The 25936-nt window shown below is 67.3% G+C and carries 31 protein-coding genes; 16 read left to right on the forward strand and 15 right to left on the reverse strand.

Annotated features, from left to right (window positions below):
* The first annotated feature begins 27 nt into the window (after positions 1-27).
* The 4 genes from ACZ5YA_RS14500 to ACZ5YA_RS14515 all read left to right on the forward strand — a co-directional run bounded on the left by ACZ5YA_RS14500 (position 28) and on the right by ACZ5YA_RS14515 (position 2128).
* The gene (locus ACZ5YA_RS14500) at positions 28-393 is read left to right on the forward strand and encodes an ArsR/SmtB family transcription factor (RefSeq protein WP_059379475.1); all 366 of its coding nucleotides are present in this window, start codon (positions 28-30) and stop codon (positions 391-393) included.
* A complete protein-coding gene (locus tag ACZ5YA_RS14505; protein WP_059379476.1) occupies positions 386-925 on the forward strand; it encodes an SRPBCC family protein in 540 nt (179 codons plus the stop codon). The genes ACZ5YA_RS14500 and ACZ5YA_RS14505 overlap by 8 nt, the downstream gene beginning before the upstream one ends.
* Positions 926-1424: 499 nt before the next feature.
* Positions 1425-1688 (forward strand): translation initiation factor IF-1, encoded by a 264-nt coding sequence (infA, locus tag ACZ5YA_RS14510; protein WP_013395703.1) that lies wholly within the window; start codon positions 1425-1427, stop codon positions 1686-1688.
* A 152-nt stretch (positions 1689-1840) separates the two neighbouring features.
* The gene (locus tag ACZ5YA_RS14515; RefSeq protein WP_059379477.1) at positions 1841-2128 is read left to right on the forward strand and encodes a hypothetical protein; all 288 of its coding nucleotides are present in this window, start codon (positions 1841-1843) and stop codon (positions 2126-2128) included.
* 36 nt (positions 2129-2164) lie between these two features.
* On the opposite strand, the gene ACZ5YA_RS14520 is transcribed toward ACZ5YA_RS14515, so the two are convergent.
* The 3 genes from ACZ5YA_RS14520 to mog are packed head-to-tail and all read right to left on the reverse strand — an operon-like array spanning position 2165 to position 4071.
* A complete protein-coding gene (locus tag ACZ5YA_RS14520) occupies positions 2165-3034 on the reverse strand; it encodes a peptidoglycan DD-metalloendopeptidase family protein (protein WP_059379502.1) in 870 nt (289 codons plus the stop codon).
* A 5-nt stretch (positions 3035-3039) separates the two neighbouring features.
* Positions 3040-3378 (reverse strand): hypothetical protein, encoded by a 339-nt coding sequence (locus ACZ5YA_RS14525; RefSeq protein ID WP_059379478.1) that lies wholly within the window; start codon positions 3376-3378, stop codon positions 3040-3042.
* 60 nt (positions 3379-3438) lie between these two features.
* The gene (mog, locus tag ACZ5YA_RS14530; protein ID WP_118932809.1) at positions 3439-4071 is read right to left on the reverse strand and encodes a molybdopterin adenylyltransferase; all 633 of its coding nucleotides are present in this window, start codon (positions 4069-4071) and stop codon (positions 3439-3441) included.
* A gap of 280 nt (positions 4072-4351) precedes the next feature.
* Here mog and ACZ5YA_RS14535 point away from each other — a divergent pair, with 280 nt between their 5' ends.
* From ACZ5YA_RS14535 to ACZ5YA_RS14550, 4 genes are all read left to right on the forward strand, one after another.
* The gene (locus ACZ5YA_RS14535; protein WP_464092695.1) at positions 4352-5479 is read left to right on the forward strand and encodes a D-alanyl-lipoteichoic acid biosynthesis protein DltD; all 1128 of its coding nucleotides are present in this window, start codon (positions 4352-4354) and stop codon (positions 5477-5479) included.
* 13 nt (positions 5480-5492) lie between these two features.
* Positions 5493-5618: a hypothetical protein gene (locus ACZ5YA_RS14540; RefSeq protein ID WP_262422096.1), complete on the forward strand. Its 126-nt coding sequence runs from the start codon at positions 5493-5495 to the stop codon at positions 5616-5618.
* Between the two features lie 104 nt (positions 5619-5722).
* Positions 5723-7198: an inorganic phosphate transporter gene (locus tag ACZ5YA_RS14545; protein ID WP_059379480.1), complete on the forward strand. Its 1476-nt coding sequence runs from the start codon at positions 5723-5725 to the stop codon at positions 7196-7198.
* 97 nt (positions 7199-7295) lie between these two features.
* A complete protein-coding gene (locus ACZ5YA_RS14550; protein WP_118932799.1) occupies positions 7296-7949 on the forward strand; it encodes a DsbA family protein in 654 nt (217 codons plus the stop codon).
* 16 nt (positions 7950-7965) lie between these two features.
* On the opposite strand, the gene ACZ5YA_RS14555 is transcribed toward ACZ5YA_RS14550, so the two are convergent.
* From ACZ5YA_RS14555 to ACZ5YA_RS14575, 5 genes are read right to left on the reverse strand one after another with little or no spacing between them, the layout of a single operon-like run.
* Positions 7966-8580, reverse strand: coding sequence for a glutathione S-transferase family protein (locus tag ACZ5YA_RS14555; RefSeq protein WP_059379482.1), 615 nt, complete (start codon positions 8578-8580; stop codon positions 7966-7968).
* Between the two features lie 42 nt (positions 8581-8622).
* Complete coding sequence (locus ACZ5YA_RS14560) at positions 8623-8970, reverse strand: AzlD domain-containing protein (RefSeq protein ID WP_059379483.1); 348 nt, start codon at positions 8968-8970, stop codon at positions 8623-8625.
* Complete coding sequence (locus ACZ5YA_RS14565) at positions 8967-9680, reverse strand: AzlC family ABC transporter permease (RefSeq protein ID WP_059379484.1); 714 nt, start codon at positions 9678-9680, stop codon at positions 8967-8969. Before ACZ5YA_RS14565 ends, ACZ5YA_RS14560 begins: the two co-directional genes overlap by 4 nt.
* A gap of 55 nt (positions 9681-9735) precedes the next feature.
* Positions 9736-10053, reverse strand: a complete 318-nt coding sequence (locus ACZ5YA_RS14570) for a chaperone modulator CbpM (protein ID WP_059379504.1) — start codon at positions 10051-10053, stop codon at positions 9736-9738.
* A gap of 2 nt (positions 10054-10055) precedes the next feature.
* Positions 10056-11000, reverse strand: a complete 945-nt coding sequence (locus tag ACZ5YA_RS14575; protein WP_464092696.1) for a DnaJ C-terminal domain-containing protein — start codon at positions 10998-11000, stop codon at positions 10056-10058.
* 192 nt (positions 11001-11192) lie between these two features.
* Between ACZ5YA_RS14575 and ACZ5YA_RS14580 the strand changes: the two genes are divergently transcribed.
* The 8 genes from ACZ5YA_RS14580 to fabI all read left to right on the forward strand — a co-directional run bounded on the left by ACZ5YA_RS14580 (position 11193) and on the right by fabI (position 18852).
* Positions 11193-11684, forward strand: coding sequence for a GNAT family N-acetyltransferase (locus ACZ5YA_RS14580; RefSeq protein ID WP_464092697.1), 492 nt, complete (start codon positions 11193-11195; stop codon positions 11682-11684).
* Between the two features lie 53 nt (positions 11685-11737).
* Positions 11738-12067: a DHCW motif cupin fold protein gene (locus ACZ5YA_RS14585; protein ID WP_054451523.1), complete on the forward strand. Its 330-nt coding sequence runs from the start codon at positions 11738-11740 to the stop codon at positions 12065-12067.
* A 101-nt stretch (positions 12068-12168) separates the two neighbouring features.
* Positions 12169-12804 carry a glutathione transferase gene (gene yfcF / locus ACZ5YA_RS14590; protein WP_059379487.1) on the forward strand — a complete coding sequence of 212 codons (636 nt, stop codon included), beginning with the start codon at positions 12169-12171 and terminating at the stop codon, positions 12802-12804.
* 17 nt (positions 12805-12821) lie between these two features.
* Complete coding sequence (locus ACZ5YA_RS14595) at positions 12822-13217, forward strand: VOC family protein (RefSeq protein WP_059379488.1); 396 nt, start codon at positions 12822-12824, stop codon at positions 13215-13217.
* A gap of 182 nt (positions 13218-13399) precedes the next feature.
* The gene (locus ACZ5YA_RS14600) at positions 13400-15781 is read left to right on the forward strand and encodes a DUF3141 domain-containing protein (protein ID WP_464092698.1); all 2382 of its coding nucleotides are present in this window, start codon (positions 13400-13402) and stop codon (positions 15779-15781) included.
* A complete protein-coding gene (locus ACZ5YA_RS14605) occupies positions 15778-16722 on the forward strand; it encodes a phosphate acetyltransferase (RefSeq protein WP_059379490.1) in 945 nt (314 codons plus the stop codon). The genes ACZ5YA_RS14600 and ACZ5YA_RS14605 overlap by 4 nt, the downstream gene beginning before the upstream one ends.
* A 175-nt stretch (positions 16723-16897) precedes the next feature.
* Entirely contained in the window at positions 16898-18082 is a 1185-nt protein-coding gene (locus tag ACZ5YA_RS14610) for an acetate/propionate family kinase (protein WP_059379491.1), read from the forward strand.
* Positions 18079-18852 (forward strand): enoyl-ACP reductase FabI, encoded by a 774-nt coding sequence (fabI, locus tag ACZ5YA_RS14615; protein WP_059379492.1) that lies wholly within the window; start codon positions 18079-18081, stop codon positions 18850-18852. Before ACZ5YA_RS14610 ends, fabI begins: the two co-directional genes overlap by 4 nt.
* Positions 18853-18888: 36 nt before the next feature.
* Here the strand turns inward: fabI and ACZ5YA_RS14620 are convergent, their stop codons facing one another.
* The 7 genes from ACZ5YA_RS14620 to ACZ5YA_RS14650 all read right to left on the reverse strand — a co-directional run bounded on the left by ACZ5YA_RS14620 (position 18889) and on the right by ACZ5YA_RS14650 (position 25924).
* Positions 18889-20577, reverse strand: a complete 1689-nt coding sequence (locus ACZ5YA_RS14620) for a SulP family inorganic anion transporter (protein ID WP_251881101.1) — start codon at positions 20575-20577, stop codon at positions 18889-18891.
* A gap of 402 nt (positions 20578-20979) precedes the next feature.
* The gene (locus ACZ5YA_RS14625) at positions 20980-21225 is read right to left on the reverse strand and encodes a DUF2274 domain-containing protein (RefSeq protein ID WP_019043472.1); all 246 of its coding nucleotides are present in this window, start codon (positions 21223-21225) and stop codon (positions 20980-20982) included.
* Complete coding sequence (locus ACZ5YA_RS14630) at positions 21222-22499, reverse strand: TraB/TrbI/VirB10 family type IV secretion system protein (RefSeq protein WP_019043471.1); 1278 nt, start codon at positions 22497-22499, stop codon at positions 21222-21224. The genes ACZ5YA_RS14625 and ACZ5YA_RS14630 overlap by 4 nt, the downstream gene beginning before the upstream one ends.
* Before the next feature lie 2 nt (positions 22500-22501).
* Positions 22502-23506: a P-type conjugative transfer protein TrbG gene (trbG, locus tag ACZ5YA_RS14635; RefSeq protein ID WP_023083099.1), complete on the reverse strand. Its 1005-nt coding sequence runs from the start codon at positions 23504-23506 to the stop codon at positions 22502-22504.
* Positions 23503-24207 (reverse strand): conjugal transfer protein TrbF, encoded by a 705-nt coding sequence (trbF, locus tag ACZ5YA_RS14640; protein WP_019043469.1) that lies wholly within the window; start codon positions 24205-24207, stop codon positions 23503-23505. The genes trbG and trbF overlap by 4 nt, the downstream gene beginning before the upstream one ends.
* Positions 24208-24224: 17 nt before the next feature.
* A complete protein-coding gene (gene trbL, locus ACZ5YA_RS14645) occupies positions 24225-25613 on the reverse strand; it encodes a P-type conjugative transfer protein TrbL (RefSeq protein WP_019043468.1) in 1389 nt (462 codons plus the stop codon).
* The gene (locus ACZ5YA_RS14650; RefSeq protein ID WP_023083100.1) at positions 25610-25924 is read right to left on the reverse strand and encodes a hypothetical protein; all 315 of its coding nucleotides are present in this window, start codon (positions 25922-25924) and stop codon (positions 25610-25612) included. The genes trbL and ACZ5YA_RS14650 overlap by 4 nt, the downstream gene beginning before the upstream one ends.
* Positions 25925-25936: the final 12 nt, after the last annotated feature.

A 25936-nucleotide genomic window follows, 5' to 3' on the forward strand; every position in this document is an offset into this window, starting at 1 on the left:
TCGCGAGGCAGGACTATATTCAACCTCATGGTTGAATCAATTCCCTCCCCCGCCCTCGATGCCGTCTTTCGCGCGCTGGCCGACCCCACGCGCCGCGACATGCTGCGCAGCCTGGCCCGGGGCGAACAGACCATCGGCGAACTGGCGGCGCCCCACAGCATGAGTTTCGCGGGCGCTTCCAAACACGTGCAGGCCCTGGAACGCGCCGGTCTGGTGCGGCGCTCCATCCGCGGCCGCACGCATGTATGCAGCCTCAATCCCGAACCCATGGCCGAGGCCATGCAATGGCTGCGCTTCTATGAACAATTCTGGTCGGGCAAGCTGGGCGCGCTGGAAGCCGCGCTCGCCGCCAGCCGGTCCCCGGCCGCGTCTTCTGGAGAACCACATGAGTGATCACGGCGTCGTTCTGGACCCCACCTCCATCCGCTTTACGCGGATACTGCCCGCCAGCGTCGACGAGGTCTGGGCTTTTCTCACCGAATCCGAAAAACGCGGCCGCTGGCTGGCATCCGGCGACATGGAGCTGCGCGAAGGCGGCGGCGTGACGCTGCGCTTCATGCACGCGGACCTGTCCTCGGTGGCCGAACCGGTGCCTGATGCCTACAAGCCGTACGAAGGCGGCGTCACCACGCAAGGCGTCATCACGCGCTGCGAACCGCCGCATTTGCTGGCTTTCACCTGGGGCGGCTCCCCCGGCCATCCTTCCGAGGTCACCTTCGAGCTGTCGCCGGAAGGCAAGGAAACGCGCCTGGTGCTGACCCACCGCAAACTGTCCTCGCGCGACGGCATGGTGGACGTGGCCGGCGGCTGGCATGTGCATCTGGGCGTGCTCGAAGCCCGCCTGGCCGGCCGCGCCCCGGGTCCGTTCTGGTCCGTGCTCGGCCGGGTGGAAGCTGAATACCGTGAGCGGATACCGGCACGCTAGAGTCGTTGAACAGCAACTATCGCAGCGCGGCCACAGATAAATACTGGCTAAATATTGCGCTTTGCAGTACCATAAGTCCGTGATTTTTCCGCAAAAACCGGGCTTCGGTCACTCTGCGTGCCAACCTGTACCGCCTGCGGGCAATGCTCGGGGCAACCCAGGACGTGCTTGGTTTTTCCGGAAAAACCCCTCCGCCACCGGGCGCGCCTCCACCTCCATCGTTGCGCGGCCTGGCAGCACAAGCTCCACCCCGCTTCTTCCGGCGATTTGCGCAAAAGGCGCCGCCGCGACCAAGCCGCGCACCGCGCGCACACTGCCCACGCGGCGCGAGTATCCGTCATTTCAGACATCCGCTTCGGATGCCGTGGCCCTTACCCGCGCTTGCCCGGACGTTTTACGTTCAAACCGCTGGACCCGCCCGTTCGGGTCCGACGCGCTTGCCGCTACGCGCGGCGCGCCATGCCGTCGGTATGGCTGCGCGTTTTGATAGGAGAAAAGAATGGCTAAAGAAGAACTCATCGAACTGGACGGCATCGTTGACGAAGTGCTGCCCGATAGCCGCTACCGTGTGAAGCTGGACAACGGCATCGAAGTCGGCGCCTACGCCTCCGGCCGCATCCGCAAGCACCGCATCCGCATCCTGGCCGGCGACCGCGTCACCCTGGAAATGTCGCCGTATGACCTGACCAAGGGCCGCATCAACTTCCGCCACAAGGACGAGCGCGGTCCCGCGCCGCAGCGTCCCCAGCAATTCCGCCGCTAAGCCAGGGCGACAGGGCCGGCCCCGCGCCGGCTCCCTTTTCGCGCCAGCCTTAAACCTGGGCCGCGCGATGCCGTAATGCGTGGAGCGCCCGTTCATGAAAGAATGGCGCCCTCTGCCCGGCGCGACGCCCGGCAGGACGAGCATGAAGCAAGATGGACCTGACACAAGATCTGCAAGCCGCCGCTGACCAGCTTGCCCTGGCGCGAAGAAAATTCGTCAAGGGCGAGGAAGGCCTGCGCCTGCTGCATCAGTCGCGCGAGTCCTTCATCAACAGCCTGCGCAATACCGGCCTGACCTACGCCGAGGCCAAGACCAAGTACGACAACTGCCTGGACGAGCAGGAAGCCGAGCAGTTCAACGTGCGGCAGCATATGGACTATGCCGAACGCGTGCACCAGCATGTGCTGCAACTGATCGCGCAGCAGGCCGCCACGGCCTGAGGGCGCGGTTCCGCGCCCCCAAATCCCGGGACAGGATCAGGGCTTGAACGCCCCGATGAAGATGGCCGGATCGACGCGCGCGTCGTTCAGGCTGACGTTCCAGTGCAGGTGCGGGCCGGTCGCGCGGCCGGTCGCGCCGACCTTGCCCACCAGTCCGCCGCGCGGCACTTCGTCGCCGACCTTCACGTCGATGGCCGACATGTGGCAGAACATGCTGACGAAGCCCTGGCCATGGTCCAGGAACACCGTCTTGCCATTGAAGAAGTAATCCCCCACCAGTACGACCACGCCAGCGGCCGGCGCCTTGATCGGCGTGCCCGACGGCACGGCGAAATCCAGTCCCGAATGCGGATTGCGCTCCTCGCCATTGAAGAAACGGCGCAGGCCGAAGGGGCTGGACAGGCGGCCGCCGTTCACCGGGCGGTCCAGCAGCAGGTTGCTGGGCGTGACGCCCGCGCGGTAGGCGCGGTTGGCGGCGGCCTGCTCGGCCTGCTCGCGTTCGATGCGCTTCATGTCGTCCGGATCCGGATTGACCTGGCGCGGATTCTTCAGCGTGATGTGCTGGGCCTTGTATTCCTTGGCGCCGACCTTGAAGGACTGTGAGCGCTTGCCTTGCGCATCCTTGATTTCCACCTGCTGCTCGCCCGGTTTCACGCTGAGCGGGATGCCGACCACGGCGATCCACTGCTTGCCCTCTTCTCGCACGACCAGCACGCGCCGGCCCAGGAAGCTGACCTCGGGCGCGCGCTCGGCATTGCCCAGGCCCAGGACGGCGACGCCGCCTGGCACAGGGACGTTGAGCTTGCGGCTGATGAAGCCGCTCTGCTGCTGCGCGCGGGCCGGCAGGCCCAGGCAGAGGGCGGCCGCGGCCAGGCCCAGCCGCAGGACGTCGCGACGATGCTGCATGGCGTTCACAGGCACAGGTTGGCGGGCTCGATGATGCTCTGGTCGCGGCGCGCGATGCGCGTGGACAGGCGCGCTTCGGTCTTGCCCTTCCAGTGCGTGGTCGTCAGCACGGCTTCAACGCCCAGGCTGTCTTCCTGGATCAGTTCAAAGCCGTTGCGCACAGCCTTCTGCTGGAAATTGACGCCCAGGTTCTTCCAGGATTCCGCCACGCAGGCCGTGTAGTCCTCGGGTGTGCGCTGGGTGGAGCCGTAGAAGACCGGATCGCGGTCGCGCACGTCTTTGACGTTGGCGCAGGCCGACAAGGCTGCCAGGACAGTAAGGGACAAAGCGGTGCGAACCTTCATGGCGATGGAACTCTCAAGCGGTTGGAGGTGGATGGGCGGCCAATATAACGCAGCGCCGGATCAGGCCTGCGGCGCGCGGCGGGCCGATTTGGGGCGGAAGGCCGCGATGATTTCCGGCCGGGTTTCGGCGTACGGGCCGCCGATAAGATCGATGCAATAGGGAATGGCGGCGAAGATGCCCGGCACCAGCACGGATCCGTCCTCGCCCTTCAGCCCTTCCAGCGTTTCGCGGATGGATTTGGGCTGGCCGGGCAGGTTCACGATCAGGGCGGCGTGGGCGGGCGTTTCCCGGATGACGGCCACCTGGCGCGACAGGATCGCGGTGGGCACGAAGCGCAGGCTGATCTGGCGCATCTGTTCGCCGAAGCCGGGCATTTCCTTGGTGCCGACGGCGAGCGTGGCCTCGGGCGTGACGTCGCGGCGCGCCGGACCGGTGCCGCCGGTGGTCAGGACCAGGTCGCAGCCGCAGCCGTCCACCAGTTCGATCAGCGTCTCGGAAATGCGCGCGGGTTCGTCGGGGATCAGGCGGTCCACCGCCTGCCAGGGCGAGGCCAGGGCGCCGCCCAGCCATTCGCGCAGCGCGGGCAGCCCCTGGTCCTGATAGGTGCCGCTGGAGGCGCGATCGGAAACGGACACCAGGCCCACGATCAATTCGTCGGGGTGCTTGCGGGCGATACGGGTAGTGGCGGTCATGGGCTGCGCAATCTTGGTGAGGAACATTCGGGCGGCGCGGATGCGGCCGCGGGCGGGGTCAATCATGGAAATCCAGAAGAGGCCCGCCAGAGCGATGCTATCGCATTCCTTCCCTGCGGGATTGGCGGCGGCGGGCGGCGCGCGAGCCGCGGACCCTGTGGCAAAAAGGCGAATTGCGCTCTGGCCCCGCTTTCCCGCGCTTGTTCCGGTCATGCCCGCTCGATAACATCCGCTAACAAACCTGTCCAATAGAGAGGGCCCCGCGCGGCATTGGTTCCCCATGTTCAAACGCACACTACGGCAGCATGCGCTGGCGGCGGCGCTGGCCCTGGCCGCGGCGGCCGCCGCCGGATGGGGCGCGCTGCACTCCCTGGCGCTGAAAACAGAACCCGTGCCGGCGGCCGCGCCAGGCATCTACATCCCAAACCTGGGCAACACGCTGCAGGAACAGACGCGCAACCTGTCCCGCATGAGCCAAGCCCTGCGCACGGGCGACCGGCTGGTGATCCTGGGTTCGTCGGAGCTGACCAGCAACGACCTGCGCTTCGTGCCCTACCGCTACCTGGCCGACGAATTGCAGATGCCGGTCCTGGCCTATGGCCATTCGGGCTTCCAGTCGCTGGGCATGCAGCTGGTGCTGGCGGCGATGGCCGAGGACCTGTCGCCGGCCTCGCGCGTGGTGGTGATGCTGTCGCCGGGCTGGTTCGACGGTGAAGGCGGACTGGGACCCGACGAGTTCAAGGAGCACGCCAATCCGCTGCTGCCGCGCCTGCTGCGGCAGCCCGAAGGCCGGGCGGAGGTGGTCCGCTGGCTGCAGGCCAAGGGCGACGTGGGCGTCGCCTGGTCCATGGCGGCGGAACAGGCCTACGTCTTCCGCCAGCGCCTGGTCGACCTGTGGGCGCCCGCTGCCCATGCAGCGCCTGCCCCCGAACGTGAACGCGAGGGGCCGCCCGCGGCCGCCCGCGTGGTGGATTGGGAAGCGCTGGCCGCCGAGGCCCAGGGCGCCGAACAGGCCCTGATGGGCGGCAACCGCTATGCCGTGCGCGACGAGTTCTTCAATAAGTACCTGCGCAGCATCCCCGAAGGCGGCAAGACCGCCTATCTGCCCCAGCCGCTGACCGGCCGCGACGAGCTGCGCGAGCTGGACGCGCTGATGGCGCTGCTGCGGCAGCGCGGGGTCAACGCCTTGTTCGTCATGCAACCGCTGCATCCCCTGGTGTTCAAGGACCTGGACCGGTTCGGCCCCGTGCAGCGGGAAGTGGCGGCGCTGTGCCAGCGCTACGCCATGCGCTGCATGGACATGTACAGCGCGCCCTTCGAAGTGGGGACGCTGCGGGACGTGCAGCACCTGGGCGAACTGGGCTGGCTGCGCGTGAACCAGAAGATCGCGGAAGTTTTCTACCCATGAAGGAGGGCCGGCAATGAAACGAACCCTGTGGCTGTGCCTGCTCTATCTGGGCGTCCTGGCGGTGATGATGATCCAGGCGGATACCTCGGCGAACCTGGGCAAACCGATGGAAATCGAGTTCCAGTATTCGAAATTCTGACCCCGGGCGGGGTTGGCTGGCCGCACTTGGTAGCCGCAAGCAACCAGTGACAGGTCACAAATCTGCAATAATCGGCTCCTCTCGCCGGAACCTCCCCCGCCTCCATGTTCGACCTCTTCCACGGCCTAGACCTCTGGGTTGGCCTCAGCCTTGCGCTGGCCCTGACATTCGTCCTGGCCTTCGAATTCATCAACGGATTCCATGACACGGCGAACGCCGTGGCCACGGTCATCTACACCAAGGCCATGCCGCCGCATCTGGCGGTGGTGCTTTCCGGCATATTCAACTTCCTGGGCGTACTGCTGGGCGGCGTGGGCGTAGCCTATGCCATCGTGCATCTGCTGCCGGTGGAACTGCTGATCAACGTGGATACCGGCCGCGGGCTGGCCATGGTGTTCGCCATGCTGGCCGCGGCCATCGCCTGGAACCTGGGCACCTGGTACTTCGGCATTCCGGCGTCCAGCTCGCACACGCTGATCGGCTCGATCCTGGGCGTGGGCCTGGCCAACGCCCTGATCACCGACCTGCCGCTGGCGGACGGCGTCAACTGGGGCAAGGCCATCGACATCGGCCTGTCGCTGGTGGTGTCGCCGGTGGCCGGCTTCCTGGTGGCGGGCGGCCTGCTGCTGGCGCTCAAGCGCTGGCTGCCGCTGTCGAAGATGCACAAGACGCCGGAACAGCGCCGCGCCATCGACAACAAGAAGCATCCGCCCTTCTGGAACCGTCTGGTGCTGGTGCTGTCCGCCATGGGCGTGAGCTTCGTGCACGGCTCCAATGACGGCCAGAAAGGGATCGGCCTGATCATGCTGGTGCTGATCGGCATCGTGCCCGCCAACTTCGTGCTGGACACCAACAGCACCACCTACCAGATCGAGCGCACCCGCGACGCCGCCAACCACCTGAACGTGTTCTACCAGCGCAATGAAGCCATGCTGGGCGAATACCTGGCGCTCAAGCGCGTGGACGCGACCACCGAGCTGCCGCGCAACTTCCGCTGCGATCCCGAACTGACCATGCCGACCATCGCCGCGCTGCAGGCCGACCTGCACGGCGTGTCCAACTACGCCGACCTGCCGGCCGAGAAGCGCATCTCCGTGCGCCGCTACCTGCTCTGCCTGGACGACACGGCCAAGAAGGTCGCGCGCATCGAAGGGCTGCCGGCCCGCGAACGCGCCGACCTGCAACGCCTGCGCGCCGACCTGACGGCCACCACCGAATACGCTCCCTTCTGGGTGATCGTGGCAGTCGCCCTGGCGCTGGGCGCGGGCACCATGGTCGGCTGGCGCCGCGTGGTGCTGACGGTGGGCGAGAAGATCGGCAAGCAGGGCATGACCTATGCGCAGGGCATGTCCGCGCAAGTCACCGCGATGGGCGCCATCGGCATCGCCAACGTCTTCAGCCTGCCGGTGTCCACCACCCACGTGCTGTCCTCGGGCGTGGCCGGGACCATGATCGCCAACAAGAGCGGCCTGCAGGGCAGCACCGTGCGCAACATCCTGATGGCCTGGGTGCTGACCCTGCCCGCCTCGATGCTGCTGGCCGCCGGCCTGTTCTGGGTCGGCGTGCAGATCGCCGGTTGATACTGAGCGGCCGTGCAGGCAATCTGCACGGCCGATGCAACACTCTGGCTACCCCGCCAGGCTTTCTCCGGGGCAGGCCCGCGTCTACCATGACGCCATGGCTACCTCAAATCCCACCCTGCATTACATTTTCGACCCGCTCTGCGGCTGGTGCTATGGCGCCGCGCCGCTGGTGGAGGCGGCTCGCGCCGTCCCCGGCCTGGACATCGCGCTGCATGGCGGCGGCATGATGACGGGCGGCAACCGCCAGCCGGTCACCGACAGGCTGCGCCGCTACGTCATGCCGCATGACGAACGCATCGCCGGCCTGACCGGCCAGCCCTTCGGCGACGACTACTACAACGGCCTGTTGCGCGATGAGGGCGCGGTGTTCGATTCCGAGCCGCCCACCACCGCCATCCTGGCCGCGCAGACGCTGGCCGGCCGCGGGCTGGACCTGCTCAAGCGCATCCAGCGCGCGCACTACGTGCAGGGACTGCGCATCGCCGATCCCGCGGTGCTGGCCTCCCTGGCCGCCGATATCGGCCTGGACCCGGAAGCCTTCCGCGCTGCCTACGCCGCGGCGCAGGGCGCCGAAACCGCCGCGCACATCGCCGCCAGCCGCAGGCTGCTGGCGCAGGTCGGCGGCAGCGGTTTTCCCACCCTGGCGCTGGAACGCGATGGCATCTGCGAAATGCTGGAGCCCAGCCGCTACCTGGGCCGTCCCAAGGAATGGCAGGCAGACCTCAACGCCCGCATCGGGCGCGGTTGAAGCCCGATGCGCCGCTTCAGGCTTCCTCGATGTCCCCGTCGCGCTGCAAGGCGCGATGCATGGCTGGCCGGTCGCCCAGCCGTTCCGCATAGGCGGTGAACACGGGCGTCTCGGGCATGACCTTCACCTGCATCATGTATTGCAGGGTGCCGCCCAGCACGATGTCCGCCGCCGAGAACCGGTCGCCCAGGAAGAACGGCCGCGCCTGCAAGACCCGGGTCAGCACCTGTTCGACCTCCTCGGCCGAACCCCAACCCAGCGCGCCGCCCGGATGCGGCGTCTTGAAGGCGCGCTCGGCCATGGCGGGCTCGAATACGCCGGTGGAATACGCCAGCCAGGTCAGGTAGGGACCGCGCAGCGGATCTCCCACCACCGGACCCAGCCCCGCTTGCGGGAACAGATCGGTCAGATAGAGGGCGATGGCGGGCGTCTCGAACACGGGCACGCCGTCATGCACCAGGGCTGGCACCTTGCGGTGCGGGTGGATGTCGATGTAGTCCGAGGGCATGTGGCCCGCGCTGTCGGTGCCGCGGATGGACACCATTTCGGTGTCGTAAGGCACGCCCAGTTCTTCGAGCAGCCAGAGTATCCGGAACGAGCGCGAGCGCGGCGCATGATAAAGCGTAAGCATGGTCGGCCTCCGTGGAAGTCCGACCATTTTGCCCCGCTGGCCTTACGCCGCCAAGGCCAGCAACACCCCGTATCCCGCCATGCCCAGCAACACCGCGACGCCAGCATTGCTGACCAGGCGGGCCGCCACGGCGGTCACGACCAGACCGCCCACATAGGGACCGAGGTTCGCCGCCTGGTCGCCGGCGGCCAGGAGGTCAGGCACGATCACCGCCGCCGCGATTCCCGCCAGCAGCGATGGCCCCAGGGCGGCCAGCGCCGAGCCTTCGCGCGACAGGTGGCGCAGCAGGCGGCTGCGCTCGGACAGCATGAAGGGCAAGGCGCGCGTCAAATAAGTGATGGCCGCCATGGCGATCACCGCGCCCCAGAAACCCAGTCCGTCAGTGTTCATGCGGACCTCCTCAGCCGATACGCCGCGCAGCCGATGACCGCGCCGGCCAGGATCGCCAGGCTGGTATGGCCCAGCGCGGCCACGGCCCCGGCTCCGGCTACTGCCGCGACGATGGGCAGGCCCATGCCGCGCTTCGCGCTTTGGCATACCAGGGCCATGAACAGCGCGGGCAGCGCAAAGCGCATCACCTGGGACAGCATGGGGTAGTGGCGCTCCAGGCCGTCTCCCGCGTAGACGCCGACGGCCGTGCCGGCGATCCAGGTCAGCCACGCGCCCAGCCCCAGCGCGATCATCCAGCGCTGGCGGCCCGCGGGCTCCACGGTCTGCAAACGGTTGAAAGCCGTGGCGAAGACTTCATCGGTGAGCAGGAAGGCGACCTTCAGGCGCTCATTCAGCCCCGCCGGCAGGAAACGCGACAACAGCGGGCCGTACAGCAGATGGCGGGCATTGAGCAGCGAACACAGCGCCACCACCCACAGCCACGGGGTGCCGGCCTTGATGGAAGCGAGCAGCAGGAACTGGCTGGCGCCGGCATAGACCAGCACGGAAATCAGTACCACTTGCAGGGGCGACAGGCCCGCGGCCACGCCCGCGATGCCGAAAGTCACGGCCACCGGGAAGTAGCCGATCATGACGGGCAGGCAGGATTTCAGGCCGTCGATGCGGGCGCTGCCCGCAAGCGCGGGCGCGGGGGCTGGAGGGGTCTGCAAGATGTTCCGCTGGGCTTCTTCAACAACCAGCTAGTTTACCTACCCGCGCGCAGCCCTACTTGTCCTCCAGGCCCAACGCGCGCAGTTGCGCCTTCAGGCGGCGGACTTCCTGGCTCAGGTCCAGGATCAGCGCGGCGGCGTCCAGCCCGGCGCCGTAATCCCGCACCAGGCGGCGCGCATCCAGCGCCCGTTGCAGGTCGGTGCTGTAGAAGCGCCATTCGGCGGGGCCCTGGCCGCTGGCGCTGACGATGCCCACTTCGACCAGCCGCACGACCCATTCGACTTCCTCGCCGCAGGCGCGGGCCAGGTCGTCGGCGGAAAGCGGCCGGGACTTGCCCACGACCGTGGCGGTGGTGACGACTATTTTTTTCATGGTCATACCCCCAGGTGGCGCCGCGGATTGAAGGGCAGGTCCTGCCGCAGCTTGCGGTAGGCCTCCTTGGCCGCTTCGCTATCGGCGGGCGGCAACACCAGGTCCAGCACCAGGTAGAGATCTCCGGGGGGATCGCCCGGAATACCGCGGCCGCGCAGGCGCAGCTTGCGGCCGTTGGCGGACCCCGCGGGGATCGACACTTCGACCGTGCCGCCGGGCGTGGGCGCATGCGCGCTGGCGCCCAGCGCGGCTTCCCATGGCGCCACCGGCAGCGTCATGTAGAGGTCGCGGCCGTCGACGCGGTAGCGCGGATGCGGCTTGAAGCGGACTTCCAGATACAGGTCGCCGTTCTCGCCGCCGCCATAGCCAGGCATGCCCTGCCCGGCCAGCCGGATGTACTGGCCTTCGCGCACGCCGGCAGGAATGCGCACGCTGAGCGTGCGGGTCTGCATGTGGGGATGGCCCTGCTCGTCCATCTGCATGGAACGCAGGCTGATGTCGCGCGTGGCGCCCTTGAGCGCGTCTTCGAGGTCCACCTCGATCGCGGCGTGGTGGTCCTCGCCGCGCGCGCGGAATTCCTGTTGCCGCTGCGCCCCGCCGCGCCGGTTGCGGCCGCCGAACAGCGAAGAGAAGAACTCGCTGAACTGCGCCTCGTCGCCGGGCGCGGCGCCGCGGTGGAACTCGAAGCCTTCGTCCCAGCCGGGGGGCGGCTGGAAGCTGCCTTCGGGCGAGACGCCAGCGGCCAGATTGTCGTAAGCCTGGCGCTTTTCCTTGTCGCGCAGCACGTCATAGGCTTCGTTGACGTCGCGCATGCGCGTTTCGGCGTCGCTTTCCTTGCTGACGTCGGGATGGTACTTGCGAGCGAGCTTGCGGTAGGCGCGCCGGATGTCGTCTTCTGAGGCGTCCCGCTCCACGCCCAGCATGCTGTAGTAGTCCTTGAACTCCATGTGCAGCCCTTGGCAAAGCGTTGCGGCCGCCTCCGGTTGCGCCGGGTCCGGCCTGGGATATCAAGAAGATAGGGGTTATGGCGCGATTTTTCAATGCGCCTTGTCAGGCGTCCGGCATCGCGCATAATGACCGGTTGCCGGCGCTTGCAGGCGCCCGCCCCGATCACGGCTAGCCCACAGGAACAAGAGATCGTGCTGGAAATCATCGACGCAGACTTCAACGACCCCGAACACGGCCGCCAGGTGCTGGCCATGCTGAACGAATACGCCAGCGGCCCCATGGGCGGCAACGCCCCCCTGCCCGCCTACGCGCAGCAGAACCTGATCGCCGAGCTGGCTCGCCGCCCCACAGCAAGGGCGCTGCTGGCCCGCATCCACGGCGAAGCCGCGGGCGTGGCAATCTACCTCGAGGGCTTCTCCACTTTCGCCTGCCGCCCGCTGCTCAATCTGCACGACCTGGGCGTGGCGGAAAAATTCCAGGGCCGGGGCGTGGGCAAGGCCCTGCTGTCGGCGCTGGAAGAGCGGGCGCGTGATCTGGGCTGCTGCAAGATCACCCTGGAAGTGCTGGAAGGCAACGCGGTCGCCCAGGGGCTGTACCGCAAGCTGGGGTTCGAAGGCTATGCCCTGGACGAAACCACCGGCCGCGCCATGTTCTGGCAGAAGAAGCTGCCAGCCCTGGCGTAGTCTCTGCTCCTTACCGGACGCTATCGCGTCCGCACCACCACGCAGGAATCACCATGAAGATGAGCAACATTCCCTTCGGCACCACCGACTGGTCCGAGGTCGAGCGCACCGAGCACGCCGGCGAGACCGGCATGGCCTATTGGCGCACCCGGCAGTTCGGCGACCTGCGCGTGCGCATGGTCGAGTACACGGCCGGCTACCTGGCCGACCACTGGTGCAGCAAGGGCCACATCCTGTTCTGCCTGGAAGGCGAACTGCACACCGAACTGGAAGACGGCCGGCAATTCGTGCTGACGCCCGGCATGAGCTACCAGGTCGCCGACCAGGCCGAGCCGCACCGCTCCTCCACCGCCACCGGCGCCAAGCTCTTCATCGTCGACTGAGGCCCCGCCGCGACAGGCCGGCCGCAGATGCGTTACGCTTTGACGTATCCGCGGCCTGCTGCCGCGGCGCATGTTGTTACTGTCAGACCGGAGACTAGATTTTGGGCGCCCCGCTTACGCTATTCGTCGATTCCCTGTTCCTCAGCCCCTACGCCATGTCGGCCTATGTGGCGTTGACTGAAAAACAGCTGCCGTTCGAGGTGCGCCCCATCGACCTGGAAGCCGGCGAGCAACGCATGCAGCCCTACCAGAGCCGCGCGCTGACTTCCCGGGTGCCGGCATTGACGCATGCGGATTTCAGCCTGACCGAATCGACCGCCATCACCGAATACCTGGAAGACGCCTTTCCCGCCCCGGCGCACGCCGCGCTGTATCCGCGCGACCTGCGCCAGCGCGCCCGCGCCCGCCAGTTGCAGGCCTGGCTGCGCAGCGACCTGGGCGCGCTGCGCCAGGAACGTCCCACCGAAACCGTGTTCTACGGCGCCGCCGGCCTGCCGCTGTCGGATGCCGCCCATGCCGCCGCGGCCAAGCTGATCCACGTGGGCACCCATCTGCTGGGCGCGGGCCAGACCTCGCTGTTCGATGAATGGTGTATCGCCGACACCGACCTCGCGGTCATGATCAAGCGCCTGTTCCAGGACGACCTGCCCGACGCCCTGCGCGCCTACGCCGAGGCCCAGTGGCAGCGTCCCTCCGTCCAGAAATGGCTGGAGCACAACACCGCCGCGCGCTCCTGAACCGCCCGGGAGGCGCGATGCAACTGCTGGATCACGTCTCCATCGCCGTTTCCCGCCTGGACGCCGCCCGGCCCTTCTATGACGCCGTCATGCTGGCCCTGGGCGCGGCCAAGGTCTATGACCGCCCCGACGCGCTCGGCTATGGCGAACGCTGCCGTGCCGGCAGCAGCCAGCACAGCTATCTCTCCGTATTCGCCGACGACGCAGCCGCCCCTGCGGCGCGCCGGCACTGGTGCTTCAAGGCGCCCAGCCGCGCCGCCGTCGACGCCTTCCATGCCGCCGGCTTGGCGCACGGCGGACGCGACGACGGCGCCCCGGGCTTGCGCGAGCACTACCATCCGCAGTACTACGCCGCCTTCCTGCTGGACCCTTGCGGCAACCGCATCGAAGCAGTCTGCCACCACCCTGATTGAACCGCTGCCCGGCTGACCGGTCCTAAAGGGGACGGATAAATCGGCCATGGGTTGACCTGCATCAAGACGCTTGATGTTGCACCGCAACAACCGTTGCGGTGTAATGGGGAGGTCAACTCGGCCGGTTCCACTCTGAATCGGCGCGGCGGTCCGCCGCCGCAAGCAACCTACAGGAGATCGCCATGGCCGGATCCGGCAACGATCGCGTACCCGCCCCACCCTTCAACCCCTGGACGGCCGCCTACGAATATGCGGTGGACGCCTGGCAGCGCGGCGTGCTTTACGCCGATGTGATGCGCCAGCGCGGCAACCAGTACCACGAGCACATGGCCAAGCGCGCGCCCAACGTGCTGAGCATGGAGTCCGAACTGGTGATGGACGGCCGCTGTCTGCCGCGCCCCGTCAACTACGGCCTGCTGCGCATCAAACCGCCGGAAGGCGTGGAAACCGACCCGATCAAGCGCCCCTTCCTGGTGGTCGATCCGCGCGCCGGACACGGCCCCGGCATCGGCGGCTTCAAGCCCGAAAGCGAGATCGGCGTGGCGCTACGCGCCGGCCATCCCTGCTACTTCGCCACCTTCCTGCCGCAGCCCATGCCGACCCAGACCGTCGAGGACGTGATGATGGCCGAGGCGCGCTTCCTGGAAGAGATCATCGCGCTGCACCCCAACGCCGAAGGCAAGCCGGTGGTGGTAGCCAATTGCCAGGCCGGCTGGCAGATCATGATGACCGCCGCGGTCCGCCCCGAACTGTTCGGCCCCATCATCGTGGCGGGCGCGCCGCTGTCCTACTGGGCGGGCTGGCGCGGCATGAACCCCATGCGCTACGCCGGCGGCCTGCTGGGCGGCAGCTGGCTCACCGCCCTGACCAGCGACCTGGGCGACGGCAAATTCGACGGCGCCTGGCTGGTTCAGAACTTCGAGAACCTGAATCCGGCCAACACTCTGTGGTCCAAGCAGTACAACCTGTACTCCAACGTCGACACCGAGGCCAAGCGCTACCTCAGCTTCGAAAAATGGTGGGGCGGCCACGTCTTCCTGAACGGCCCGGAAATCCAGTACATCGTCGACAACCTGTTCGTCGGCAACCGCCTGGCCACCGCCGGCCTGGTGACCTCGGACGGCATCCGCATCGACCTGCGCAACATCCGTTCGCCCATCGTGGTGTTCTGCTCCAAGGGTGACAACATCACGCCCCCGCCGCAGGCGCTGGGCTGGATCCCCGACCTGTACCAGAACGAATCCGAAGTGCTGGCGCACGGCCAGACCATCGTCTATGCCGTGCATGAAAGCATCGGCCACCTGGGCATCTTCGTGTCCGGCAGCGTGGCGCGCAAGGAGCACCAGGAGTTCACCTCCAACATCGACATGATCGACGTGCTGCCGCCGGGCATCTACCAGGCGGAGATCGCCGACAAGACGCCCGACACGCCCAACGCCGATCTGGCCTATGGCAACTACGTGCTGTCGTTCGAGCAGCGCAGCCTGGACGACGTGCGCGCCATCGTCGATCGCAACGAAGAGGACGACCGCCGCTTCGCCGCCGTCGCCCGCATTTCCGACATCAACCTGGGCATGTACCGCAGCTTCGTGCAGCCCTGGCTGCGCGCCCTGGTAACGCCGCAGTCGGCGGAATGGTCGCAGCGCCTGCATCCGCTGCGCCTGCCCTACGAGCTGATCTCCGACCGCAATCCTGCCATCGCGCCGATTGCGCAAGTCGCCGAACAGGTGCGCGAACACCGCCAGCCGGTATCGGCCGACAACCCATTCCTGATGGCCCAGGAAATGTTCTCGAACCTGATCGAGACCAGCCTGAACATCTGGCAGGAGCTGCGCGATTCCGCCGACGAACGCACCTTCATGGGCGTTTATGGTTCGCCGCTGGTGCAGGACCTGGCCGGCCTGGGCGCGCGTTCCGGCCCACCGCGCAAGCATCCGGGCGTATCGCCCGAGCACCGCCGCTTCATGGAAGAGCGCGCCGCCGAGCTGCGTTCGCTGATGCTGGAAGGCGGCCTGCGCGTGGCCGCGATCCGCATGCTGCTGTATGTGTCGGGCGCCGAAGGCGGCCTGGACGAACGCAGCTATGCGCTGATCCGCAAGATGCGCGCCGAATCCGACACCGCGCTGTCGTTGCAGGAGTTCAAGGACATCATCCGCGATCAGGCCTTGATGATGACGCTGGACGCGGCCGGCGCCATCCAGGCCATACCGCATCTGCTGGAAGGCGCGCCAGCCTCCGCGATCCGCGAAACGCTGGACACCATGAAGCACGTGCTGGAGGCTGCCGAGCCCCTGAGCGAGGCCGCCCGCATCAGCCTGGACGAAATGGAACGCATCTTCGAGTACGCCGAGCGCCGTGCGCAGAAGCGTGACGAGGCTCAGCAGCCCGCGCCCAGGAAAACGCCGGCCGTTGCGCGCAAATCGGTGCGTGCGGCGGCGGCCAGGCATGAAGCGCCCTCGGCCGCGGCCGAGCCGGCCGTCCCGGTGCGCGCCAAGAAGCGTAGCGCCTCCGCCAAACCCGCCGCGCGTCCCGCGCGCAAATCCGCCAAGGCGAAATCCGCATGACGCTGCCCCCCACCACCCATTACGACAGGCTCATCGCGCGCGCGCAGACGCTGACGCCCGCGCATTGCGCCATTGCACATCCCTGCGACGAACCCTCGCTGTCGGCCGCGCTCGAGGCGCGCGACCTGGGCCTGCTCAAGCCTATCCTGGTGGGCCCGGAGCAGAAGATCCGCGCCGTCGCCGCCGAGCACAAGCTCGACCTGGGCGATGCGCGCATCGTCGACGTGCCGCACAGCCACGCGGCGGCCGAATGCGCCGTCGCCCTGGTGCGCAGCGGCGAGGCCGAATTGCTGATGAAGGGCAGCCTGCACACGGACGAACTCATGCATGAAGTGGTGGCGCGCAACACCGGGCTGCGCAGCAGCCGGCGCATCAGCCACGTCTTCATCATGGAAGTGCCGACCTACGCCGAACCGCTCTTCATCACCGACGCGGCCATCAACATCTTCCCGGACCTGGAAACCAAGGCCGACATCATCCGCAACGTCATCGACCTGCACCACGGCCTGGGCCTGGGCGAGCCGCGCGTGGCGATCCTGTCCGCGGTCGAACAGGTCAATCCCAGCATCCCCAGCACCATCGAAGCCGCCGCGCTGTGCAAGATGGCCGACCGCGGCCAGATCGAGGGCGGCCTGCTGGACGGCCCGCTGGCGCTGGACAACGCCATCAGCCCGGACGCCGCGCGCATCAAGGGCATACGCTCGCCGGTGGCCGGCGTGGCCCAGGTGCTGGTGGTGCCCGACCTGGAGGCCGGCAACATGCTGGCCAAAAACCTGACCTTCCTGGCCAACGCCGAGGCCGCGGGCATCGTGCTGGGCGCGCGCGTACCCATCATCCTGACCAGCCGCGCCGACAGCCCCCGTTCGCGCCTTGCGTCCTGCGCGGTTGCGGCCATCTACGCGCACCACCTGGCCCAACAGCAGGCCCGCCCGCTGGTGTAATGGAACCCACCCCCTACCCGCTTGCGCGGGCCCCCTCAAGGGGGCGGCGCAGGCGGACCGGCGGAGCCGGATCCGCGGCGCCCCGGATCAAGACCGGCACACATAGCGCGGGCTGCGGCATTCTTCTCGCCGTTAAGTACGCGTACAACTTGCCTCAACACGGAATCACAGCGACATGAGCGACACCATCCTCGTCATCAACGCCGGCAGTTCCAGCATCAAGTTCTATCTGTACGACATCGACGGCGCGCAGGAGCTGGCCCCGCGCCTGGGCGGCCAGCTCGAAGGCATAGGCACCTCGCACCCGAAGCTGAAAGTGCGCGACGCCGCCGGCCAGACCCTGGTCGAACGCGAGATCGCGCCCAGCCACGCGCCCGACGTGCCCAACGGCCAGGAAGTCGTCGGCACCTGGCTTAGCGGCCACCTGGGCGGCGCCCCGCTGGCGGTAGGCCACCGCGTGGTGCACGGCGGCCCGGATCTGTCCGAGCCGGTGCTGATCGACGACGCCATCCTGGCCAAGCTCGACACCTTCACGCCGCTGGCGCCGCTGCACCAGCCGAACAACCTGGCGCCGATCCGCGTGATCCGCGAGCGCCGGCCCTGGATTCCGCAGGTCGCCTGCTTCGACACCGCGTTCCACCGCAGCCACTCCGACGTGGCCGACCGCTACGCCCTGCCGGAACGGCTGTACCAGGAAGGCGTGCGCCGCTACGGCTTCCATGGCCTGTCCTACGAATACATCGCGCAGCGCCTGAAGAAAGCGCTGCCGGACATCGCCGACGGCAAGATCATCGCGGCCCATCTGGGCTCGGGCGTTTCGGCCTGCGCCATGCAGCACGGCAAGAGCGTGGACAGCACCATGGGCTTCACCGCGCTGGAAGGCCTGCCCATGGGCACCCGCCCCGGCCGCCTGGACCCGGGCGTGGTGCTGTGGATGATGGAACGCGGCATGACCCACGACGAGATCGAGCATCTGCTCTATCACGACTGCGGCATGAAGGGCTTGTCCGGCATCAGCAACGACATGCGCGAACTGCTGGCCAGCGACGCGCCCTCGGCCAAGCTGGCGCTGCAGTATTTCGCCTGGCGCGTGGCCGAAGGCATGATAGGCCTGGCCTGCGCCATGAACGGCGTGGACGGCATCGTCTTCACCGCCGGCGTGGGCGAGAACTCCGCCGAGATCCGCCAGGCCATCAGCGAGCACTGGGGCTGGCTGGGCATCAAGCTGGACCCGGAACGCAACGCCCGCCATGGTCCCCGCATCTCCGCCGACGACAGCCGCATCGGCGTCTACGTGGTGCGCACCAACGAGGAACTCATCATCGCCCAGCACACGCTCGAACTGGTGAGGCAGCGATGAGCGCGCTCCTGCCGCTGGCGGGCAAGCGCGGCCTGGTGACGGGTATCGCCAATGCGGATTCGATCGCCTGGGGCTGCGCCAAGGCGTTTCACGCCCTGGGCGCGGAATTGGCCGTGACCTACCTGAACGACAAGGCCTTGCGGCATGTGGAGCCGCTGGCCCGCCAGGTGGAAGCGCCCCTGCTCTTGCCGCTGGACCTGATGCGCGAAGGCCAGCTGGAGGCCGTGTTCGACAGCGTGGCCGCCGAATGGGGTCAGCTGGATTTCGTGCTGCATTCCATCGCCTTCGCCCCGCGCGACGATCTGCACGGCCGCGTGACCGACTGCTCGCGCGAAGGCTTCCTGCAGGCCATGGACGTGTCCTGCTGGTCCTTCATCCGCATGGCCAAACTGGCCGAGCCGCTGATGCGCAACGGCGGCGCGTTGTTCTGCATGAGCTACTACGGCTCGCAGATGGTGGTCGAGCACTACAACATGATGGGGCCGGTAAAGGCGGCGCTGGAGTCCGCCACCCGCTACCTGGCGGCGGAACTGGGCCCGCAGGGCATACGCGTGCACGCGATATCGCCGGGGCCGCTGAAGACGCGCGCCGCTTCGGGTATCGCCGAATTCGACGCGCTGCTGGACCGCGCCCAGGCCAAGGCGCCCACGCGCAGCCTGGTGTCCATCGACGACGTGGGCGAAGCCACCGCCTGGCTCGCCACCGATGCCGCCCGCCGCATGACCGGCCAGACGATCTATATCGACGGCGGCTATCACATCATCGATTAAGGGGGGCGCCTGGCCGGGGCGCCTTGGCTGGGCGCGCTAGCCCAGCGCCGCGGGCGGCGCCTGGCGCCAGCGTTCGATCGCTTCCACGGCCTGCTCGGGGCTGCCGAAGATCTTGTCGCGACCGATCTTCTTGACCAGGCCGGAGCGCTCCAGCGCGGTGCGGAACTGGCCATGTCCGCCCGCCACCAGCAGCGTGATGCCGCGCTCGTCCAGCTCGTGCTTCAGTTCATACAGCGCCTCGACCGCGTCGGCGTCGGCCTGGGTCATGGCTTCGGCGTCCAGCACGAACCAGCGCACGTCGCCCGCCTGCTCGATGACCTCGCGCGCGCGGCGGCGGAAGGCGTCGGCGTTGAAGAACCACACCGAGGACTCGAACAGCCAGATCACCGTACCCGGCACCGGCTGGGCTTCGGGATTCAGGTGCAGCTTGCCCAGCACCGTTTCCCCGGGCAGCCGGCCCAGCAAGGCATCGCGCGGATTGCCCGACACATACATCGCATACAGCAGCGTGGCGCCGACCGACACCGCCACGCCCTGCAGCACGCCAAAGCCCACCACGCCCACCGCGGCCAGGATGCCGAAGGCCAGCTCGATGCGCGAAATGCGTGCCAGGCGCATGAAGGCATGGCCGTCGAACAGGCTGATGGCGGCCAGCAGCAGGATGGCCGACAGCACGGCCTGCGGCAGCCAGAACAGCGGCCCGCTCAATAGGCTCACCACCACTGCCAGCGCCACCGCCGCGGTGACGCTGACCAGCGGCGAGGAACCGCCGGCCACCAGCCCCACCGCCGTGCGCGAGTCCGCGCCCGTCACCACGAAGCCCTGGAACAGGCCCGCCGCCATGTTGGCCGCGCCAAAGCCCACCAGCTCGCGGTTGGGATCCACGTGTTCGCCCGTGCGCGCGGCAAAGCTGCGCGCCGTCACGATGCCGCTGGAAAAGCTGACAACGAGCACCCCCGCCGCGCCCAGCAGGATGCCGTCCACGCCCTCCAGGCGCACCGGCAGGCTCAGGGCCGGCAAGCCCGCAGGCACCTCGCCCACGACGGCGATGCCCAGGCCAGGGAAGTTGAACAGCCAGGACAGCACGCAGGCCAGCACCACCAGCAGGATGGGACCGGGCCAGTTCGGCCGCCAGCGCTTGACCGCCACCAGCAGCGCGCAGGACGTCAGGCCCAGGATCAGGGTAGGAATCTGGATTTCGGGCAGGCGCCGCGACAGCTCCAGAAAGGGATGCACCAGGCCGCTGTTGCGCAGGCCCACGCCGGTCAGGCCGCTCAACTGCGACAGCGCCAGCGTGATCGCCACGCCCGCCATGTAGCCGATCAGCACCGGCCGCGACAGCAGGTTGGCCAGCACGCCCAGCCGCAGCGCGCGCGCGATCAGGCAGCCCACGCCCACCGTCAGGGCGATGCCGGTGGCGGCCACCAGCCGCTCTTCCGGCGTGGTCAGCGCCATGCCGGTCAGGGTGGCGGCGATCAGGGTGCAGGTGGCCGTATCCGGCCCGACGATCAAGGTGCGCGACGAGCCGAACAAGGCGTAGCCCAGCATCCCGGCGATGGCCGCCCACAGGCCCGCCACCGGCGGCACGCCCATCATGGCGGCATAGGCCAGGCCCACCGGCAGCGCCACCGCCGCCACGCTCAGGCCGGCGGTGATGTCGCGCCGCGCCGATTCCCGGGTGATGCCGCGGAAATTGTTGAGGCCGGGAATAAAGCGTAGGTTCATGGTGCTGCGGAGAAATCGGGGATGAAGCGAGCGCGAGGCGCGCCAGATTGCGCCAAGGCTACACCAAGCCAGCCAAACCGTGGCGGCCGGGATCAAGGCGCCGACATAAAAAATGGCCAGCGTCAAGCCTTTCGTGCAAAACACGGGAGGCTTGAAACCATATATGGGGCAATAGGTTAGCTCTGTTTTATGCCGCTTGCAGGGGATGCGGTGTTGTGGACTGGGGGCCACATAAGAGCCTGTAGAAAGCAAGCCGAGTCGCGTTGTAGCGATGGAGATTGCCAAGAACTGGCAGGCCTGCTCGGTCACTTTAGCCCATTCCCTCGCAGCCTATCCAGAACGAAGAACGCGCAGCGTTGGGCTGCGCGTTCGAGTGATGGTCAATCTGGTTCCGGTGCACCTTCAGCTTGGGTTCGGCGGCAAGGACTTGTTGGCGTTTCCTTTCCTGAATCCCCGATCCCCCGCCATGAACGCCTCCAGCATGTGCGGGATCAGCGTCGAGGCATCGACCGCCTCGCCATACGCCTGCGCATGCAGCGCGGCGTAGCGGTCGAGATCGGCTTTCAAGCTGGCCGAGCAAGCGAAGGTCAGCTTGACGCTTTCGGTCTTGGGCAGCGGCCCCAGCCGCAGTTTCCTGGTCGAGCTCATCGCGAAGTCCCCTTGTTGAAGAACAGCGGCTGATAGGGCCGCAGCACCAGATCGCGGTTCACGATGATGCGCACTGGCAAGCCGGGACGGCTGGTCAGCGTGGGTTGGATGTTGAGGTTGCGCCGGGTCACTTCCTGGCCGACTTGGTTCACCGTGTCCTGCAGGCTGTCGCGCCCGGCGATGATGACGCGATCACCGTCCTGGCGGTTCTCGGGTGCGGCCAGTTCGGCACCGACGCCCAGCAGCGTCGTCAGCACGGCACCGGCAAAAATCCGATCCCAATGCCAGTCCACGTCGTCTTCCAGACCGGCATAGCCCGCCGGGTCGGTGCCGATCAGGTTGTCGAGCGTGAGCGAAGACGTGTCCGGCAGGATGATGCGGTTCCACACCACCTGCACGCGGCTCTGGCCGTAGCTGACCTGGCTGTTGTACTTGCCCAGGATGCGCGAACCCTGCGGGATCAGCAGGAACTTGCCTGTGGCCGTGTCGTAGATCGGCTCCGTCACCGTGGCGATCACGTCGCCCGGCAGGTCTGACTTGATGCCCGTCACCAGCGCACCTGCGATCACCGTTCCTGCCATGACTTGGTACGGCGATGCGGGCATTTGCAGGTTGCCGGAGTTACGGGTTTCCCTAGAGCCGCCTGTCAGGAACGCCTCTTTCTGGTCTTGCCGGTTCTGCACGGCAGTCGGATCAGCAGGCTGGGCCGCCGTCGAGGCTGGGCCAGCGGCCAGCGGATCGAAAGCGGCATTGGCAGCGAAGCCTGCCGCGGCAGCGACCTGCGACTGCGCCACGGGCGCAGCCTGCGGGGAACCCGTGCGGAAGAACACCGATGAAGCTGCCGCTGCTTCTTCTTCCTTGCGTAGCGCATCGTTGGGGTCGTAGCCGGGCGCGGCATAGGTGGCGGCAACTGGCTGCTGCGAATTGACGATGGCTGGCCCTAAATCGCCCGGCAGCGGTGGCCCGAGCTCCGGCACGTCGGGCGGCAGCGCTGGCAGCTTGGAATAGTCCGTCGGCAGCGCATCCAGCCCTTCCGACTTGGACACGCGATCCACGTTGTACAGCTCGGTAGACTCGCTCGCGCTGCGTTGCTGCGGTTGCAGCGACCAGATCAGTGCGCCCATCAGGCCGACCGACAGCCCGCCGGAGAGGATGGCCAGCGTGCGCCGGTTCAGGCGCGTGACCGGGCGCGGTTGGGCGCGCAGCGCCACCGCCTCGGGTGCCACCTTGTCCGCCTGCGGCGCGTCAAGGTCGGGGGTATCGTCCTGGCTCATGCTCAGTTCCTCCCAGCAATGCCATCCGTGCGCTCGATGCGCACCACGTCGCCCTTGTCGGCCCCTAGGCGCAGTTCGGCCGCACCGAACAGCCGATCCACGATGTAGTACGGCGAGCGGAAGCGGTAGTTCACCAGTTGCCCATGGCCCTGCGCGCCGATGACAAACAGCGGCGGCAGCTCGCCCTGGGCGATGCCTGCAGGAAACTGGATATAGACCTTCTCGCCATCGTCGAAGGCGCGCAGCGGCTTCCACGGTGGATTGCTGCCGCTGATTGCATAGCGAAACCGGATGTTCTCCAGCGACAAGCCTGCATCGACCGGCGCGGCAGCGTTGGCGGCTTGGGCCTGGCGCTGCAAGGCCAGCATTCGATCCTTGGGATAGTCCCAGGACACGGACGCCATCCATGCCTTGTCGGTCGAAGTCAGTTCCAGCAGGTACGTCCTGCGGCTGGTGGTGATGACCAGATTGGTCTTCAACCCGGAACGGATAGGCTTGACCAGCACATTGACGCGCAGATCGGCCCCGCTGCCGCTGGAGGTGTCGCCCACGATCCAGCGCACGGTATCGCCCGCAGCGACCGTCACCAGTTCCTCGCCGGGCTGGAGCGCGATCACGGTCACGCGGCCCACGGACGCATAGACCTGATACAGCGCGCCGTCAGTGAAGGGCCAGACCTGGATCGCATTGACGTAGCCCTCACGGGTCGGCGCAATGCGCGCCTCGGCATTGGCACGCGAAACGCGCACCTTCTCGTCGGCAGGCTCCGGTGAAGCCGGGGTCGCATCAACGTCCGGCAGCGGTTTCAACTGTCCGGGCAATGCCAACGGTTCGGGCACTGCCACCACTTCGATGGGCGTGGGCGGCTCGGGCAATGGCTGAGCCTGCACCGGCTCATCGAGCGAGATCACCGGCGGCGGCTTGCCCTGCGTGGCGCAGCCCGCAAACAGGACAGTCGATGCCAGCAGGATCACCGGCAATGCGGTTTTACGGAAACGTGCATTCATGGTTTGGCTCCTTCAGAAGAATCCAGTTCACGGCTCCACGACAAGCCATTGACGTAGATGCCCAGCGGGTTGCGGCGCAGGCGTTCTTCGGTGCGCGGGGTCTGCTGCACGATGGACACCACCGCCGTCCATCGCTCCAGCCCGGTCGCCGCGCCATTGACGTAGCGGCGCTCTGTCCAGCGCACGTTGAACGACGCCTCGCTGGCGCGAACCACACTGGTGATCTGCACCGTCACCGATTCCTTGCCGATGCGGGCAAACGGGTCATTCACCCGCGCATAGTCGTTGAGCACCGCCGCGCCACGATCGGTGGTGTAGTCGTAAGCATCGAGCCAGTTCTGGCGCACGACGATGGGGTCAATGGACAGCGAGCGCACCAGCGTCACGAAGCGCGCGATGTGGTGTGCCGTCTGCGCATCGGTGGGCCGATACGGCGTGGCCGCTTCGCCCACGGTGCGCACCTGGCCGGACTGATCGACCTCGATGACATAGGGCGTGACGATGGATTGGGCCGAGCGCCACACCAGGCCGCCGGCCATCAGCAATGCGAGCACCAGGCAGCCGAAGGCCATCAGCCGCCAGTTCTTGGCCTGCACGCGGGCCGAGCCGATGCGCTCGTCCCACACCTGGGCAGCGGCTTGATACGGAGTGGCAGGCTGCGGCGTATCGGCATAGCGCACCTGCGGTCGTTTGAATCGCATGGAGTTCTCCTTGAAAGTCAGCTATCGGAATCCCGCAGGCTCGGGCCTTGGCCCGAACCGCCGCCGTCGCCACCGCGCAGCGTGTGCGCGGCCGTAGTGGTGGCCTGGATGAGTCGTTGGCGGCGTTGCAGGTTTTTGGCCCAACCGGGCTGCTCTTGTTTTTGCGCGTTGGCTGTGTTGCCAGCGGCATCGCCTGCGGCGGCTGGCCCCGCAGTGCCACCGCCTGAGCCGCCATCGGCACCAGAGCCTTGCCAGCCTGCTTTGAATGGCGCTGCAGCCTTGGCCGCTGCTGCCTTGATGCCAGCACCAGCGCGCTGGCCAGCGGCCTGTGCGCCGCCCTTGGCAACACTGCCCAGCCCGGCCATCGCGCCCTTGGCTCCGCCGCCCGCAGCGGCGGAACCGGCCTGGAAAGCCGACTTCGCGCTGCCAGCCGCCGAGGTTGCAGCCCGCGCACCAGACCCGGCGAGCTTGGCGGCAGCCGGTGCCATGCGCGCACCGGCCATCACAGCACCGCCCACGCCGGTGGCTGCGGCACCTACGGCAACCGCCGCGCCTGCGGCACCAATCGCAGCACCAGCCATCGCGCCTGCGCCAAGCTGCGGTGCACCGGATACCAGCCCGGTGGCAATGCCCGGCCCGAAGATCCCCAACGCCAGCAGCGTGAGCGAGGCCAGCATGATGACCACCGCATGGTCGATGGACGGCTCGGCCGGATGCACTTGGAACTCGGCAAACAGGCCCGAGCCGATGCCAACGATGACGGCCAGCACCAGCACCTTGATGCCCGAGGACACCACGTTGCCCAGCACCTTTTCGGCGAGGAACGAGGTCTTGTTCCACAAGGCGAAAGGCACCAGCACGAAGCCCGCCAGCGTGGTCAGCTTGAACTCGATCAACGTGATGAAAAGCTGGATCGCCAGCACGAAGAAGCACAGGATCACCACGGCCCAGGCCAGGAACATGACCACGATGGGCGTCATGTTCACGAACACCTCGGGGAAGCCCGCCATGTCGCTGATCTGCTCAAGAATCGGCGCTGCCGCGTCGATGCCGGTCTTGGCCAGGCGGCCCGGTTGCAGAAATTCGCCCATGCTCATCGTCGAGCCGCTGGCCGTTAGGCCCAGGCCCGCGAACGAGCGGAAGACGATGCTGGCCAGCCAGTTGAAGTTGTTGATGATGTAGGCGAAGGCGCCGACGTAAAGCACCTTGCGCAGCAGTTTTGCGATCAAGTCATCGCCCTGGCCGGTGGCGTGGCTCATCGCCCAGTACAGCCCAGCGATGGTCATGTCGATGACGATCAGCGTGGCGGTCAGGAACGCGACTTCGCCCTGCAGCAGCCCAAAGCCCGAGTCGATGTAGCGCGAGAAGGTAGCGAGGAATCGGTCGATCACTGTCACGTCATTCATGGCACGTCCCCCTCGAAGGGCATGGCGTCCTGGTCACTGATGGGTGTGTCGAAGCTCGGTGGGATCGGCGGCAGATCGGCCAGCGTGTGGAACTCGTCAGGCCCGGTTTCACCGGCGAAGAAGCGCCGCCGGAAGGCTTCAGCCGCAGCCAGGCAAGCGTCTTCGCCTGCCGTAGCCCGGTCGGCTGCACACTGCGCACGCAAAACCTTGAGCCGCGCGGGATTGGCAGCCAAGGCTGCGGCCAGGTCTTCGGTCGGCTGCTGGCTGCAAGCGACCAGCAGCACGGGCAGCAGCAAGGAAACGCATCGCATGGCCGTCTCCCG

The organism is Achromobacter sp. JCM 18799, from assembly GCF_055395645.1.